Source organism: Sphaerisporangium sp. NPDC005289 (assembly GCF_040607455.1).
Lineage (GTDB): Bacteria > Actinomycetota > Actinomycetes > Streptosporangiales > Streptosporangiaceae > Sphaerisporangium > Sphaerisporangium rhizosphaerae.
The window spans coordinates 119,824-135,258 of sequence record NZ_JBEXGS010000012.1 but is presented as its reverse complement, the minus strand read 5'-3'; the positions used below and the strand labels follow the sequence as shown (position 1 = coordinate 135,258).

At 70.7% G+C, this 15,435-nt stretch carries 14 protein-coding genes; 1 reads left to right on the top strand and 13 read right to left on the bottom strand.

The window, feature by feature from the left end; genetic code table 11:
* Positions 1–17: 17 nt before the first annotated feature.
* Complete coding sequence (gene hisG, locus ABZT47_RS22020) at positions 18–863, bottom strand: ATP phosphoribosyltransferase (protein ID WP_354844952.1); 846 nt, start codon at positions 861–863, stop codon at positions 18–20.
* Positions 864–943: 80 nt separating this feature from the next.
* Positions 944–1,207, bottom strand: coding sequence for a phosphoribosyl-ATP diphosphatase (locus tag ABZT47_RS22015; RefSeq protein WP_248961442.1), 264 nt, complete (start codon positions 1,205–1,207; stop codon positions 944–946).
* Positions 1,208–1,643: 436 nt separating this feature from the next.
* Here ABZT47_RS22015 and ABZT47_RS22010 point away from each other — a divergent pair, with 436 nt between their 5' ends.
* A complete protein-coding gene (locus tag ABZT47_RS22010) occupies positions 1,644–2,660 on the top strand; it encodes a LacI family DNA-binding transcriptional regulator (protein ID WP_354844949.1) in 1,017 nt (338 codons plus the stop codon).
* A gap of 80 nt (positions 2,661–2,740) precedes the next feature.
* On the opposite strand, the gene ABZT47_RS22005 is transcribed toward ABZT47_RS22010, so the two are convergent.
* The 11 genes from ABZT47_RS22005 to ABZT47_RS21955 all read right to left on the bottom strand — a co-directional run bounded on the left by ABZT47_RS22005 (position 2,741) and on the right by ABZT47_RS21955 (position 15,366).
* Positions 2,741–4,414: a DEAD/DEAH box helicase gene (locus ABZT47_RS22005; protein ID WP_354844946.1), complete on the bottom strand. Its 1,674-nt coding sequence runs from the start codon at positions 4,412–4,414 to the stop codon at positions 2,741–2,743.
* 389 nt (positions 4,415–4,803) lie between these two features.
* Positions 4,804–5,178 (bottom strand): metal-sulfur cluster assembly factor, encoded by a 375-nt coding sequence (locus tag ABZT47_RS22000; RefSeq protein ID WP_354844944.1) that lies wholly within the window; start codon positions 5,176–5,178, stop codon positions 4,804–4,806.
* A 73-nt stretch (positions 5,179–5,251) separates the two neighbouring features.
* On the bottom strand, positions 5,252–5,689 hold the full coding sequence (gene sufU / locus ABZT47_RS21995; protein ID WP_354844941.1) for a Fe-S cluster assembly sulfur transfer protein SufU: 438 nt from the start codon (positions 5,687–5,689) through the stop codon (positions 5,252–5,254).
* 3 nt (positions 5,690–5,692) lie between these two features.
* Positions 5,693–6,955, bottom strand: a complete 1,263-nt coding sequence (locus tag ABZT47_RS21990) for a cysteine desulfurase (RefSeq protein WP_354844938.1) — start codon at positions 6,953–6,955, stop codon at positions 5,693–5,695.
* Positions 6,952–7,698 (bottom strand): Fe-S cluster assembly ATPase SufC, encoded by a 747-nt coding sequence (gene sufC, locus ABZT47_RS21985; protein WP_354844935.1) that lies wholly within the window; start codon positions 7,696–7,698, stop codon positions 6,952–6,954. The genes ABZT47_RS21990 and sufC overlap by 4 nt, the downstream gene beginning before the upstream one ends.
* The gene (locus ABZT47_RS21980; protein WP_354844933.1) at positions 7,699–8,037 is read right to left on the bottom strand and encodes a non-heme iron oxygenase ferredoxin subunit; all 339 of its coding nucleotides are present in this window, start codon (positions 8,035–8,037) and stop codon (positions 7,699–7,701) included.
* Positions 8,034–9,155: a Fe-S cluster assembly protein SufD gene (gene sufD, locus ABZT47_RS21975; RefSeq protein ID WP_354844931.1), complete on the bottom strand. Its 1,122-nt coding sequence runs from the start codon at positions 9,153–9,155 to the stop codon at positions 8,034–8,036. The genes ABZT47_RS21980 and sufD overlap by 4 nt, the downstream gene beginning before the upstream one ends.
* Before the next feature lie 2 nt (positions 9,156–9,157).
* Positions 9,158–10,570, bottom strand: coding sequence for a Fe-S cluster assembly protein SufB (gene sufB, locus ABZT47_RS21970; RefSeq protein ID WP_354844928.1), 1,413 nt, complete (start codon positions 10,568–10,570; stop codon positions 9,158–9,160).
* Positions 10,567–11,346: a winged helix-turn-helix transcriptional regulator gene (locus ABZT47_RS21965; RefSeq protein WP_354845278.1), complete on the bottom strand. Its 780-nt coding sequence runs from the start codon at positions 11,344–11,346 to the stop codon at positions 10,567–10,569. Before ABZT47_RS21965 ends, sufB begins: the two co-directional genes overlap by 4 nt.
* Before the next feature lie 93 nt (positions 11,347–11,439).
* The gene (locus tag ABZT47_RS21960; RefSeq protein ID WP_354844925.1) at positions 11,440–12,618 is read right to left on the bottom strand and encodes a multidrug effflux MFS transporter; all 1,179 of its coding nucleotides are present in this window, start codon (positions 12,616–12,618) and stop codon (positions 11,440–11,442) included.
* A 261-nt stretch (positions 12,619–12,879) separates the two neighbouring features.
* On the bottom strand, positions 12,880–15,366 hold the full coding sequence (locus tag ABZT47_RS21955) for a SpoIIE family protein phosphatase (protein WP_354844922.1): 2,487 nt from the start codon (positions 15,364–15,366) through the stop codon (positions 12,880–12,882).
* Positions 15,367–15,435 lie beyond the last annotated feature (69 nt).

Genomic DNA, 15,435 nt, shown 5'->3' with positions numbered 1-15,435 from the left:
GCGGGATCAGCGTGGAATCAAAGGCGGCAGGCGAAGATGGCGGTGACCAGGACGGCCTTGGCGCCGATCTCCCAGAGCTGGTCCATGATCTGCTGGTGGCCCTTGCGCGGGACCATCGCCCGGACGGCGACCCAGCCCTCGCGGTGCAGCGGGGAGACCGTGGGCCCCTCCATGCCGGGGGTGATCGCGATGGCCTCGTCGATGCGCTCGGCCCGGATGTCGTAGTCGATCATGACGTAGTCGCGGGCGACCAGCACGCCCTGCAGGCGCCGGACAAGCTGCCTGACCGCGGGGGTCTCCTCGGCGCCGACCTGCTTGATCAGGGCCGCCTGCGACTGCGCGATCGGCTCGCCGAAGACCTCCAGGCCGACATTCCTCAACGTGGTGCCGGTCTCGACCACGTCGGCCACGGCGTCGGCGACGCCGAGCCTGATCGCGGTCTCCACCGCGCCGTCCAGCTTGATCACCCGGGCGTCGACGCCCACCTCGGCGAGATACTTGCCGAGCAGCCCCGCGTAGGAGGTGGCGATGCGCATGCCCTGGAGGTCGTGGATCGAGGTGAACGCGCCGGGCTTGGCGGCCAGGCGGAAGGTGGAGACTCCGAAGCCGAGCGGGATGATCTGTTCGGCCGGGGCCCCGGAGTCGGCCAGCATGTCCATGCCGGTGATGCCGACGTCCAAGGTGCCCTCGCCGACGTAGACGGCGATGTCGCGCGGGCGCAGGAAGAACAGCTCGCAGGAGTTCTCGGGGTCGACGACCACGAGTTCCTTGGAGTCTTTGCGCGAGCGGTAGCCCGCTTCTTTCAGGATGGTCTGGGCGGCCTCGTTGAGCACGCCCTTGTTCGGTACGGCGAGACGGAGCATGGCTTGCCGTGGTCCCTTTCGGATCGGAGAGGCATCGGGTCGGGGAACGAGGTCGGTCGGCTGCGGCCGGATGCTCCGGCCTAGAGATGCTTGTAGACCTCGTCGAGCCCGATGCCCCGGGCGATCATGAGGACCTGGACGTGGTAGAGCAGCTGGGAGATCTCCTCGGCCGCCCGGTCGGTGGACTCGTGCTCGGCCGCCATCCAGCTCTCGGCGGCCTCCTCCACGACCTTCTTGCCGATGGCATGGACACCGGCGTCCAGGGCCGCGACGGTGCCCGACCCGGCGGGACGGGTGCGCGCCTTGTCCGAAAGCTCGGCGAACAGCTCTTCGAAGGTCTTCATGGTCTCTCTCACGTCGGTGTGCCTGCTCGTCAAGAGTAGTCGGCGGCGGGCGCGAGGCGTGCTAGGCACCCGCCCGAGAGCCCCCCGGCGCGTCAAACGGACCAGAACGGGACCCGGCCGTGCGGCAGGCAGGCCATCTGGTGCCCATCTGCCGGCGGCGCCGGTGAAGGTGACGGCCGCCGGTTCCGCGTGTTCCGCCTTTGACAGGGAGACAGGTGCTGAACCGGATAAGCAACGTGAGACCACGGCCCCCGCCTATGCGGTCGCAACGGGGGCGCCACCGTGCCCGTCCCTTGGATTCCCCGCGCCGATAGGGTCAGCGCCCCGTACGCCGGGCGGCCGTCCGGCCGGGAGAGAGCCCGTTCCACCTGCAAGGAGCGTAGTAAGGTACTGGGCAGACACGGTTGGTCTAGACCGGTTCAGCAAAGGGGCCGCTGTGAAACGTCCGACGATCGCCGACATCGCGCGGCAGGCCGGGGTGTCCAAAGGGGCGGTGTCCTACGCGCTCAACGGGCAGCCGGGGGTGTCGGCGTCCACCCGGGCGCGCATCCTGGCGATCGCCGACGAGATCGGCTGGCGGCCCAACAGCGCGGCCCGCGCCCTGAACGGGGCCAGGGCCAACACCGTCGGCCTGGCGCTGTGCCGCCCGGCGCGCTTCCTCGGCGTCGAGCCGTTCTTCATGGAGCTCATCAGCGGCATCGAGGGGGAGCTGTCGGCGCAGTCGTACGCGCTCATGCTCCAGGTGGTCGCCGACCACGACGAGGAGATGGCGGTCTACCGCCGATGGTGGGGCGAGGGCCGCGTCGACGGCGCCATCCTGGTCGACCTGCACTCCGACGACTCCCGCGTGAGCGAGATGGAGTCGATGGGCATGCCGGTCGTGGTGTTCGGGCAACCCTCGGGGTCGGGGTCGCTGCTGCCGGTCTGGTCCGACGAGGGCACGGCCGTCCGCGAGACCGTCGAATACCTCGCCGCGCTCGGCCACCGCCGCATTGCCCGGGTCGCCGGCCTGCCCCGGCTCCTGCACACCGCGCTGCGCGACGAGGCGTTCACCGCCGTCTGCGCGAGCCTCGGCGTGAGCGAGGCCGTCACCGTGCACACCGACTACACCGGCGAGCAGGGCGCCCGCGCCACCCGCAGGCTGCTCAGCTCGCCCGCGCGGCCGACCGCCGTCGTCTACGACAACGACATCATGGCCGTGGCCGGGCTGTCGGTCGCCCAGGAGATGCGCCTGGACGTCCCCGGCGACCTGTCCATCGTCGCCTGGGACGACTCCCCGCTCTCGCAGGTGGTCCGGCCACCGCTCACCGCGCTCACCCGCGACATCCCCGCCTACGGCGCGCACGGCGCCCGCCGCCTGCTCTCGCTCATCGCCGGTGACCACGTCACCGCCTACGAGGACCAGGCCGCCCGCCTCACCCCCCGAGGCAGCACCGCTCCCCCACCGGCCTAGATCGTCTCTTGTCCTGACATACGGTCCCCGCAAATGACGAAGGCGCACCCGCACGGAGCGGGTGCGCCTTCGTCGATGGGTCAGCGGGCGGCGCGGCCGGGGGTGTGCTCGCGACGGTCGGAGGCGGGGCGGCGGGGGCCGCCGCGGGCGTCGCGCGCCGGGCGCTCGCCCTGATAGCCGCGCGAGGGACGCTCGCCCTGGTAGCCGCGGGCGGGACGGTCGCCCGAGGCCGGGCGCTCGCCGCGGGGGGCGGCGTCGCGGCGGTCGCCGTCCTCGCGGGGACGGTCGTGGAAGCGGCGCGGACGGCGGTCACCGCCGCCGTGGCCGCCCTCGCGGCGCGGGCGCTTGGCGACCGGGGCCGCCGGCTCCCACACCGCGACCTCCACGCCGCTCGGCCGCTGCGCGCCCGCCACCTCGGCCAGGCGGGGGTGCCCCGGCGTGGCCTTCAGGCGGAACGGCTGAACGCCCGCCCGGCGGGTCATCGTCTCGGTGGAGCGGCGCTCGTTGGGCAGCACGAGGGTCAGGACCGTGCCGCGCTCGCCGGCGCGGGCCGTGCGGCCGCCGCGGTGCAGGTAGCTCTTGTGGTCCATCGGCGGGTCCACGTGCAGGACGAGGCTGACGTCGTCCACGTGGATGCCGCGCGCGGCCACGTCGGTGCAGACCAGCACGCCGATGGCGCCCTCGCGGAACTCCGACAGGATGCGCGTGCGCTGGTTCTGCCGCTTGCCGCCGTGCAGGCCGCCGGAGCGGACGCCGACCCGGGCGAGCTGCTTGACCAGCCGGTCGACGCCGTGCTGGGTGCGCACGAACATGATCGTGCGGCCTTCGCGGGCGGCGATCTCGGCGGTGACGGCGAACTTGTCGTCCCGGGTGACCTGGAGCACGTGGTGCTCCATCGTCTCCACCGGCGAGGTGGCCGGGGCCAGCGAGTGCGTCACCGGGTCGTGGAGGAAGCGGCGGACCAGCTTGTCGACGTCCCCGTCGAGCGTGGCGGAGAACAGCAGGCGCTGGCCATCGGAGGGGGTGCGCTCGAGCAGCGCGCTGACCACCGGGAAGAAGCCGAGGTCGCACATGTGGTCGGCCTCGTCGATCACCGTCACGCGCACGTCCTGCAGCGAGCACTCGCCCTGCTGGATGAGGTCGGTGAGCCGGCCGGGGGTGGCGACGACGATCTCGACGCCGCGCCGCAGCGCCTCGATCTGCCGGCCCATGGACATGCCGCCGACGACGGTCTTGATGCGCAGGGACAGGCCACGGCCGAGCGGCTCGAGGGCGTCGGTCACCTGCATCGCCAGCTCACGCGTGGGGACCAGGATGACGGCGAGCGGCCGGCGCGGCGCCGCCTTGACGCCACCGAGCAGCGCCATGGTGGGCAGGCCGAAGGCCAGGGTCTTGCCCGAGCCGGTCTGGCCGCGGCCAAGGACGTGGCGGCCGGACAGGATGTCGGGGATGGTGGCCCGCTGGATGGGGAACGGGCTGGTGATGCCCTGCCGGGCCAGCGCGGTGATGAGCGGCTTGGGCAGGCCGAGCAGGGAGAACTCCTCCGGCGCGTCGGCGGCGGACTCGGGGAGGGTCTCACCGGAGGCGGGGAGGGCCTCGGAGGGGACGGCCTGCGGCCGGGTTGCGGCGGGGGCCGTGGACGCGGAGCCCTTCGGACTGGACACCGCCCGCGCGGACCGCGCGGTCCGCGCGTCCTGGTCGTGCCCCGCGCCGGTCATGGCGTCGGCGGGCATGGCGGTGTTGGTGATGGTCACGATTGGTCGTGCCTTTCGATCGAAGAGAGATGGCGCGTCACTTCTGCGAAAGGACGAGCCGGGGGCGTGCGGCCTGCGCCGCACTCGAACACGGGCACCCGGAAGGATGCGAAGCGGTGCGCTCATGGCACACGCGAGCACCACTCGAAACAGTGGGCGAACTGAAGTCTAGCCTATCCTCGTCCGGATGCGATCAAGCGGGTGCGGCCGAGGCTCCGCGACGGGCCGTACCAGGGCGCGAAAGCGCGCGGATCGCCGTACCGAGGTCTCGCAGACAGGGAGAACGGCGTCCGACAGGACGCCCCGCACCGATCCCGGCGAAGGGACGGCGGCCCGGCAGGGCCGGGCGCCGCGGGCCGGTCTCGTGGGGGCGTCAGGAGATGTGATGGTCAGACGTTGAATCCGAGCATGCGGAGCTGGTCGCGGCCGTCGTCGGTGATCTTGTCCGGGCCCCACGGGGGAAGCCAGACCCAGTTGATCTTGACGTCGGACACCATGCCCTCGAGGGCCGAGTGCGCCTGCTCCTCGATGACGTCGGTGAGCGGGCAGGCGGCGCTGGTGAGGGTCATGTCGATGGTGGCGACCGGCGGCGCACCGGGCTCGCCCTCGTCGAGGTTCACGCCGTAGACCAAACCGAGGTCCACCACGTTGACCCCGAGCTCGGGGTCGACGACGTCCCTCAGGGCTTCGAGGACCTCCTCCAGGCTCGCCTCACCGTCGAACCCGGTGACGGTCCCCGTCGGGGTCTCCACGGGCTTGCTCACGCCGCCTCCTCGCCTTGCCTCGCACATGCCGCCCCGCGCGCGGGGCCGTCCAATCCAACCGGCCGCGGGACGCTCATGCCGAGCTCCTCGCCACGGCGTCCTTGTAGGCCATCCATGCCAGCAGGGCGCACTTCACCCTGGCCGGAAACTTCGCCACACCCGCGAAGGCGACGGCGTCACCCAGCACGTCCTCGTCGGGTTCGATCTGACCCCGGCCCTGCATGAGCCGGGTGAACTCGTCCACCACCGCCAGAGAATGGACAACGGTGGAACCGGTGGCCAGCTCGTGCAGGACGGAGGCGGCGGCCTGGCTGATCGAGCACCCTTGGCCGTCGTAGGACACGTCCTCGACCTGGCCGCCGTCGCCCAGCTTGACCCGCATCGTCACCTCGTCGCCACACGTGGGGTTCACGTGGTGCACCTCGGCGTCGAACGGATCGCGCAGGCCACGGCCCTGCGGGTGCTTGTAGTGCTCGAGGATCAGCTCCTGGTACAGCGACTCGGCGATCATCTTTTATCCGAACACCTTCTGGACGTAATGGATGCCCCGGACCAGTGCGTCGATCTCGTCCGTGGTGTTGTACAGATAGAAAGACGCCCGCGTCGACGCCGGTATTCCGAAGCGCAAATGCAGCGGCCGGGCGCAATGATGCCCGACGCGCACGGCGACGCCGAATTGGTCATCCAATATCTGCCCCACATCGTGGGGATGAATGTCCGGAATGGTGAACGACAGAAGGCCGCCGCGGTCCTCGGCCGTGGTGGGCCCGATGATGCGCAAGCCCGGGACCTCGGACAACGCCTTCAGACCGTACACGGTGAGCTCGTGCTCGTGCCGGCGGATGTCGTCCATGCCCACCGCGGTGAGATAGTCGACGGCCGCGCCGAGCCCGATCGCCTCGACGATAGGTGGGGTGCCGGCCTCGAATTTGTGGGGTACCGGAGCAAAAGTCGAGTGGTCCATCCAGACCGCCTCGATCATCTCGCCGCCGCCCAGGAACGGCGGCATGGCCTCCAGCAGCTCCCGCCGGCCCCACAGCACGCCGATGCCGGACGGGCCGACCATCTTGTGCCCGGTGAAGGCCACGAAGTCGACGCCGAGCGCCGCCACGTCGACCGCGCGGTGCGGCACCGACTGGGAGGCGTCGAGCATCATCAGCGCGCCGACCTCGCGGACCCTGGCCACGATGCCGTCCACCGGGTTGACCGTGCCGAGGACGTTCGACTGGTGCACGACCGACACGATCTTGGTGCGCTCGTTGACCAGCTCGTCCAGGCCCGACAGGTCCAGGCGGCCCTCGTCGGTCACCGGGAACCAGCGCAGGGTCGCGCCGGTGCGCTGGGCGAGCAACTGCCAGGGCACGATGTTGGAGTGGTGCTCCATCTCGGAGATGACGATCTCGTCGCCGGGCCCCATGCGGAACCGATCGTCGGCGCAGGTCGGGTTGCCGAAGGAGTAGGCCACCAGGTTGAGCGCCTCGGAGGCGTTCTTGGTGAAGACCACCTCGTCGCGGTCCGGCGCGCCGATGAAGGCGGCCACCTTGTCGCGCGCGCCCTCGTAGGCCTCGGTCGACTCGCCGCCGAGCGTGTGCAGAGCGCGGCCGACGTTGCTGTAGTGCTGTTCCATGTGCTCGCGCATGGTCGCGATGACCTGCGAGGGCTTCTGGGAGGAGTTGCCCGAGTCGAGGTAGACCAGCGGCCTCCCCCCGGGCAGCTCGCGCGACAGGATCGGGAAGTCCTTCCGGATCCTGTCCACGTCGAACATGCCGTTTGTCATGCGGTCGCCTTCGTGTAGCGCTCGTAACCCTCGGACTCGAGCCGGTCGGCCAGTTCGGGGCCGCCCTCCTCGACGACCCTGCCGCCCGCGAAGACGTGGACGAAGTCCGGCTTCACGTAGCGCAGGATGCGCGTGTAGTGCGTGATCAGCAGCACGCCGGTCTCGCCGGAGGCGCCGAAGCGGTTGATGCCCTCGGAGACGACGCGCAGGGCGTCGACGTCCAGACCGGAGTCGGTCTCGTCGAGGATGGCGATCTTCGGCTTGAGCAGTTCGAGCTGCAGGATCTCGTGACGCTTCTTCTCGCCGCCGGAGAAGCCCTCGTTGAGGTTGCGCTGGGCGAAGGCGGGGTCGATCGACAGGGCGTCCATGCCCTGCTTGAGCTCCTTGGTGAACACCCGCAGCTTGGGCGCCTCACCGCGCACGGAGGTGACCGCGCTGCGCAGGAAGTTCGACACCGAGACGCCGGGCACCTCGACGGGGTACTGCATGGCGAGGAACAGCCCGGCGCGGGCGCGCTCGTCCACCGTCAGCGACAGCACGTCCTCGCCGTCGAGGGTGACCGTGCCGGAGGTGATGGTGTACTTCGGGTGGCCGGCGACGGCGTAGGCGAGCGTCGACTTGCCCGACCCGTTGGGGCCCATGAGGGCGTGGGTCTCCCCCGCACGGACGGTCAGGTTGACGCCGCGCAGGATCTCCTTGTCCTCCACGGCGACATGCAGGTCACGAATTTCCAGCGTGGACACTTAAGACTCCCCATTTTCAGCATGGTCTGCGCTGTCGAGCGAGACGAGCACGTCGTCGCCTTCGAGCTTCACTCGGTAGACAGGGACCGGGCGCACCGCGGGCGGCCCGGTGGGCTTGCCGCTGCGCACGTCGAAACACGACCCGTGCAGCCAGCACTCAAGGGTGTCGTCGTAGACGTCGCCCTCGCTGAGGCGTACCTCGGCGTGCGAGCACACGTCGTGCAGGGCGAACACCTCGCCGTCCTTGCGGACCAGCGCGACCGGCGTGCCCTCGACCTCGACGCCGACGACCCCGCCGTCGGGGATGTCGGAGATCGTGCAGGCCTTGATGAACGTCATGAGCCGAGCTCCGCCTCCACCGCGGCCAGAACCCGCTCGCGGATCTCCTCGACCTCGATCTTCTGGAGGAGCTGGGCGAAGAACCCGCGGATGACCAGGCGGCGCGCCTCGTCGAACGGGATGCCCCGTGCCTGCAGGTAGAACAGGTGCTCGTCGTCCAGGCGGCCGGACGCCGAGGCGTGGCCGGCGCCGGCGACCTCGCCGGTGAGGATCTCCAGGTTCGGCACCGAGTCGGCGCGGGCGCCGTCGGTGAGGATGAGGTTGCGGTTGAGCTCGTAGGTGTCGGTGCCGGTCGCCTCGACGCGGATGATCACATCGCCGATCCAGACGGCGTGCGCGTCGTCGCCCTGCAGGGCGCCGCGGTAGTCGACGTTGCTGCGGCAGTCGGGGACGCTGTGGTCGACCAGCAGGCGGTGCTCGATGTGCTGGCCGGCGTCCACGAAGTACAGCCCGCTCAGGTCGGCGTCCCCGCCGCGGCCGGTGTAGGTCACCGACGGCGACAAGCGCACCAGGTCTCCGCCGAGGGTGACGACGAAGCTCCGGTAGGTGGCGTCCCTGCCCAGGTGGGCGTGGTGCTGGGAGACGTGCACGGCGTCGTCGGCCCAGTCTTGCAGGCTGACGACCTTCAGCTTGGCGCCGTCGCCGACGACGAACTCGACGTTGTCGGCGTACACCGCGCTGCCCTGGTGGTCGAGCACGACCACGGCCTCGGCGAGCGGCTCGACGGCGACCACGATGTGGCCGTACACCGCGCCGCCGCCCTCGCCGCGCAGGCTGATGACGGTCGGCCTGGAGGTGACGGCCTCCTTCGGCACCGTGATCACGGTGGCCTTCTCGAAGGAGGTGAACGCCTGGACGCTGACCCGGTCGGTCGGCGCGAACGCCTTGCCGATGCGGGGGTCGTCGCGGCCGACGGTCTCTACCGAGACCTCGGGCGCGGCGTCCACGTTGACGACGACCGTGCCCGAGCCCGCGGCGGTGCCGTCGTGCAGGCCGCGCAGCCGCGACAGCGGCGTGAAGCGCCAGGCCTCCTCGCGGCCGGTGGGGACCGGGAAGTCCTCCAGCTTGTAGGAGGCCTTCCCGTGCAGGGTCGACAGTGGCTTGGAATCCAGCCCCATGGTCAGCCCACCGCTCCTTCCATCTGCAGCTCGATGAGCCGGTTCAGCTCGAGCGCGTACTCCATGGGCAGCTCGCGGGCGATCGGCTCGACGAAGCCGCGCACGATCATCGCCATGGCCTCGTCCTCGTTCAGGCCGCGGCTCATGAGGTAGAACAGCTGGTCGTCCGACACCTTGGAGACGGTCGCCTCGTGCCCCATGGAGACGTCGTCCTCGCGGACGTCGACGTAGGGATAGGTGTCGGAGCGGCTGATCTGGTCGATGAGCAGGGCGTCGCACTTGACCGTGGAGGCCGAGCCCGCCGCGCCCTCCTCGATCTGGACCAGGCCCCGGTAGGAGGTGCGGCCGCCGCCGCGCGCGACCGACTTGGAGACGATCGTCGAGGAGGTCTTGGGCGCCAGGTGCACCATCTTGGCTCCGGCGTCCTGGTGCTGGCCCTCGCCGGCGAAGGCGACGCTCAGCGTCTCGCCCTTGGCGTGCTCGCCCATGAGGTACACGGCGGGGTACTTCATCGTGACCTTGGAGCCGATGTTGCCGTCGATCCACTCCATGGTGGCGCCCTCGTAGGCGACGGCGCGCTTGGTCACCAGGTTGTAGACGTTGTTCGACCAGTTCTGGATGGTCGTGTAACGGCAGCGGGCGTTCTTCTTCACGATGATCTCGACGACCGCGCTGTGCAGCGAGTCGGAGGAGTAGATCGGCGCCGTGCAGCCCTCGACGTAGTGGACGTAGGAGCCCTCGTCGACGATGATCAGCGTGCGCTCGAACTGGCCCATGTTCTCGGTGTTGATCCGGAAGTAGGCCTGCAGCGGGATCTCGACGTTCACGTTCGGCGGCACGTAGATGAACGAGCCGCCCGACCACACCGCGGTGTTCAGCGAGGCGAACTTGTTGTCGCCGACCGGGATGACCGACCCGAAGTACTCCTTGAAGATCTCCGGGTGCTCCTTGAGGCCGGTGTCGGTGTCGAGGAAGATGACGCCCTTCTCCTCGAGGTCCTCACGGATCTTGTGATAGACGACCTCGGACTCGTACTGCGCGGCGACGCCGGCGACCAGGCGCTGCTTCTCGGCCTCGGGGATGCCGAGCTTGTCGTAGGTGTTCTTGATGTCCGCCGGCAGCTCGTCCCAGGAGGCGGCCTGCTTCTCGGTGGAGCGGACGAAGTACTTGATGTTGTCGAAGTCGATGCCCGACAGGTCGGACCCCCACGTGGGCATGGGCTTCTTGCCGAACAGGCGAAGGCCCTTCAGCCGCAGGTCGAGCATCCACTCGGGCTCGTTCTTCAACGCGGAGATGTTTCGCACGACCTCTTCGGACAGGCCGCGGCGCGCGGTCGCGCCGGCCACGTCGGCGTCGGCCCAGCCGAACTTGTAATTCCCGAGGCCTTCAAGCTCCGGGCGGTCGGTGAGAGTCACCTTCCGGTCTCCTTGCTCTCGATCGCGTTCCGCGAAGTGCTTATGGTCACATCGCCGGAGTCGTCTGAGGTGTCCACGGTCGCGGTGCGCCGGGGGGTCGCAGGTTGGTTCCGCTGTGCGGCCAGCGCCCTCGGGCTCACGTGGGTGGTGCACACCCCGTCGCCGTGGGCGATGGTCGCCAGGCGCTGGACGGGGGTGCCGAGAAGCTGCCCGAAGGCCTCGGTCTCGGCCTCGCACAACTGCGGGAACTCCGCCGCCACGTGCGCCACGGGGCAGTGGTGCTGGCACAACTGCTCGCCGCCCGACTTCGCCTGGCTGGCCGAGGCGGCATAGCCGTCTGCGGTCAGCGCCTCGGCGAGCACGCGCACCCGCTGGTCGGCGGGCACCTCGCTCATCGCCGGGGCCAGCCGCCGCACCAGGCCGCTCACCTGGGACCGGGCGAACTCCGCGACGGCCTCCTCGCCCGCGCGCTCGGCGAGGAAACGCAGGGCGCCCCCGGCCAGGCCGTCGTAGGCGTGCACGAAGGCGCTGCGGCCCGCGTCGGTGATCACGAACAGCTTGGCGGGCCGCCCGCGCCCGCGCTGACCGCGGGGACGCACCGTGCGGGGCTCTATCATGCCTTCGGCGAGCAGCGCGTCGAGGTGCCTGCGCACCGCCGCCGGTGTCAGCCCGAGCCGCTCGCCCAGGGCGGCGGCGTTGATCGGGCCGTGCTCCAGGATGAGCCGTGCGACGCGCGCGCGCGTACCGCGCTCGGCGCCCTTCTCGGCGTTCGTCATCCCGGTCACGTTTTTCACAACATCAGTGTGCCGTAATTCCTTCCCGGCACACAACTCGACGTTCATGGGGTACGTCACGCAGGTAAGGCTTACCTAAGCTGGGGAAACGCCGGTCGCGGGCGTGCGGCGGCGCAGCCCGAGGAAGGTCATCAGGGCCGCCACGGTGAGCACCACCATGACCAGCGCCATCGGCAGCGCCGTCCCGGTGCCGCCAAGGCCCGCGAGCGGCGCGGACAGCCCGCCGAAGCCGAACTGCAGCAGGCCGAGCAGCGCGGAGGCGCTGCCGGCCACCTGGGGCGCCTGGCCGGCCAGCGCGAGCGCCCCCGACCCGGGCAACGAGAGCCCGGCCCCGCACATCAGCGTGAACAGCGAGGCGACCACCACGGGCAGGCCGAGGCCGGCGAGCACGGCTCCGGCCAGACCGGCGGCGCCGATCACGCCCAGCAGCAGGCCGACCAGCACGAGCCGCGCCGGGGGGACCCGGCCCGCGGCCCGGCCGCCCACCTGGGCCATCAGGGTCAGACCGAGCGCGTTGGTCGCGAAGATCACCGAGAAGCCGGTCGGGGACACCCCGTAGATCTCCTGGAGCACGAACGGCGACCCCGAGATGTAGGCGAACATGCCGGCGAAGCCGAGCCCGCCCGCCATCGCCGCCGCCATGAACGACCGGTCGCGCAGCAGCACTCCGAAGATCGCCAGAGTGTGCCGCAACCCGCCGCCGCCCCGCTCCCCGGCCGGCAGCGTCTCACGCACACCTGCCAGCACGGCCAGCAGCAGGACCAGCCCGGCGGCGCCGAGGGCGACGAACACCCCGCGCCAGGAGGTGACCCGCAGCAACTGGGCCCCGGCGATCGGGGCCAGGATGGGCGCCAGCCCGCTCACCAGCATCAGCGTCGCGAAGATGCGCGCGATCGCCGGTCCGTCGTAGAGGTCGCGCACGATCGCCCGGACGATCACCAGCGCCGCGCCGCCGGCCAGGCCCTGCACCAGGCGCAGCCCGACCAGCGCCCAGACGGTGGGGGCGAACGCGCACAGCAGCGAGGCGAGCGCGTAGGCGCCGACCCCGAAGATCAGCGGGCCGCGCCGTCCCCGCACGTCGCTCAGCGGCCCGGCGACGAGCTGGCCCACCGAGACCCCGACCAGGCAGGCGGTCAGCGTGAGCTGGATCTGGGCGGCCCCGGTCATCATCTCCCCGCTGATGGCCGGCAGCGCGGGCAGGTACATGTCGATGGACAGCGGCCCGATCGCCGACAGCGCGCCCAGGATGAGCACGAGCACTCCCCGCCGGCGCCTCTGGCCGGCGGAGCGATCCGCCGGGGCGTCTTGCTGCACAGCGGTCGCGCGCATGCGATCCCTTTCGTGAGCTGAGGTATCAAACAGCCCACAAGGGGGCGAGGAACCCCCAACCTCTACAAAGCCCACCTAATTCCCATTTGGCTATAACTTTCCGGTCCCCCTTCGCGGACGCCCTCGAACCGGCCATGGACCGTCCGCGGGAGCGGGCGCAACATCCCGCCGCCGGTGACGCCACGCTCACACGACTTCCGGGAACGCCTCGCGTGCCCCATCGCTCGGCACGGAGGCCGGCATAACCTGTTCGCACCAGATCGTCTTGCCCGAGGTGGTCTGCCTCGTCCCCCAGCCCTGGGTCAGCTGTGCGACCAGCAGCAGCCCGCGGCCCCCCTCATCGAAGACGCGGGCTCGGCGCAAGTGGGGCGCGGTGCTGCTGCCGTCCGAGACCTCGCAGATCAGCGTGTTGCCGCGGATCAGCCGCAGCTGGATCGGGGGAGCCGCGTGGCGGATGGCGTTGGTGACCAGTTCGCTGACCACGAGTTCGGTGATGAACTCCATCTCGTCCAGGCCCCAGGCGTGGAGCTGGTCCATGGCCAGCCGGCGGGCGTGCGAGACCCGGGCCGGGTCGGCAGGGACGTCCCACGTGGCGAACCGGTCCGCAGAGAGGGCTCCGGTGCGGGCGAGGAGAAGGGCCGCGTCATCGGCCGCGCGACGACCGTCGAGCAGCGCACCGGTCACGACGTCGCAGGCGTCTTCGAGCGACGCCGCCGGCATCGCCAGGGCACGGCGCAACTCGGCGAGCCCCTGCTCGATGTCGCGGTCGCGGACTTCGACCAGGCCGTCGGTGAACAGGGCGATCACGCTGCCGGGGGCCAGGAACAGCTCGGTGGTCTCGAAGGGCAGGCCGCCGATGCCGAGGGGAGGACCGACAGGCCCGTTCACGACCTCCGTGGTGCCGTCTGGCATGATCAGGACGGGCAGGAAGTGACCGGCGGTGGCCATGGTGCAACACCGCGAGACCGGATCGTAGACGGCGTACACGCACGTGGCTCCCAGCTCCCCGAAGATCCCCGCCTCGCCTTCGGACGCGCCGGGTTGCTGTTCGTTGAGCAGGTGGATGACCAGGTCGTCCAGATGGGTGAGAAGCTCGTCGGGCGGCAGGTCGACGTCGGCCAGCGTGCGCACGGCGGTGCGCAGCCGCCCCATGGTGGCGGAGGCGTGGATGCCGTGGCCGACGACGTCCCCGATGACCAGGGCGACCCGGCAGCCGGACAGGGGGATCACGTCGAACCAGTCGCCCCCCACACCCGCCTGCACACCCGCGGGCAGGTAACGGGAGGCGATCTCCACCGCCGGCCGGTCGCACAGCCGCTGGGGCAGCAGGCTGCGCTGCAGGGTCAGCGCCGTGTCGCGCTCCTGGGTGTAGCGGCGGGCGTTGTCGATGGCGACGCCGGCCTTGGCGACCAGCTCCGCCGCGTAGGACAGATCCTCATCGTCGAATGCCTCGTGCGGATGCGAGCGCCAGAAGCTGACCACGCCCATCCGCATTCCATGAGCGGACAGCGGGGTCGTGATCAGCGAATGGCAGCCGCGATCGAGGATCCGCGCGGCCTCCTCGCCGTCCTGGGACCGCCATGCGGTGCCACCCCGCAGGTCGGGCTCGACCATGGTGATCCCGTGGCGAAGACTGCTGGCCTGGGGGGTGGACGGCCGCCAGGTGATCAGGCTGCCCGCCGGCTGGAAGGGGACGACCTCCCCGATGCCTCCCCTGGCCACCCGGCACAGTTGCTCCCACTCGGCCGGAGGGTGCTCCTCACCTCGCTGGACGGACACCGACAGGTCGACGGTGACGAAGTCGGCGAACTCGGGGACCACCACCTGCACCAGTTCTTCCGCCGTCCGGCCCACGTCGAGCGTGGTGCCCACCGCCGTGCCGGCCTCGTACAGCAGCTTGAGGCGCATGTGCGCCTCGTCCGCCAGCCTGCGGCTCTCCTCCAGCGAACTCCCCATGCCGTTGAACGCGGCTTCGAGCTCCCCGATCTCGCCGGTGCCGGTTTCGGGCATGCGCGCCGAGAGGTCACCGCCGGCGAGCCTGGTGGCGACGGCGGCGGCCCGGCGCACCGGCCGGACGATCGCCCGTGTCAGATACCCGTTGTAACCGGCGATGAGGAGGACCGATGCCACCAGCCCGCCGGCCGCCGCCGCGGTCGCCCAGCGAACCTTGGCCTCGGCGGCCTGCTCCTGCGCCGCCAATATGGACCGCGCCTCGCGGTCGAACCGGTCGAACTGAGACCTGAAGTGGTCGACGCGTCGTTTACCTTCCACCGTCGTCGCCACGCTCCAGGCGGACGGATCCCCCCGCTTCGCCGCCTCGACCAGCGGGACCGAATAGTCGCGGAGGAAGGAATCGCCGTCACCGGTGATCTCGACGGCCTGGCGCCGCAGCTCGGTCGTGCGGGCGAGAGCGATCACCTTCCGCGCCTCCCCGGGGAAGGCCTCCCTGGCGGCCTCCCACGGCTGGAGGAAACGCTGCTGCCGGGTGATGAGGTAGCCGCGCGCTCCCGTCTCAAGGTCGAGGACGAGCTTCTGGAGGCCGTTCATCTCGACGAGCGTGACGCGGGTGTGCTCTCGCGCGTCCGTCGCGCGGAGCAGGTCGGTGATCGCCCAGAACGGCGCCCCGAAGACAAGCCCCACCAGCATCGCGAGCACGCTGCTCGCGATGAGCATGAGGGGTGTCAGCCCTCTTCCGACACTCCGTCCCGATCGGGTTGCGCTCATGGTGGACCCTGCCGGTAG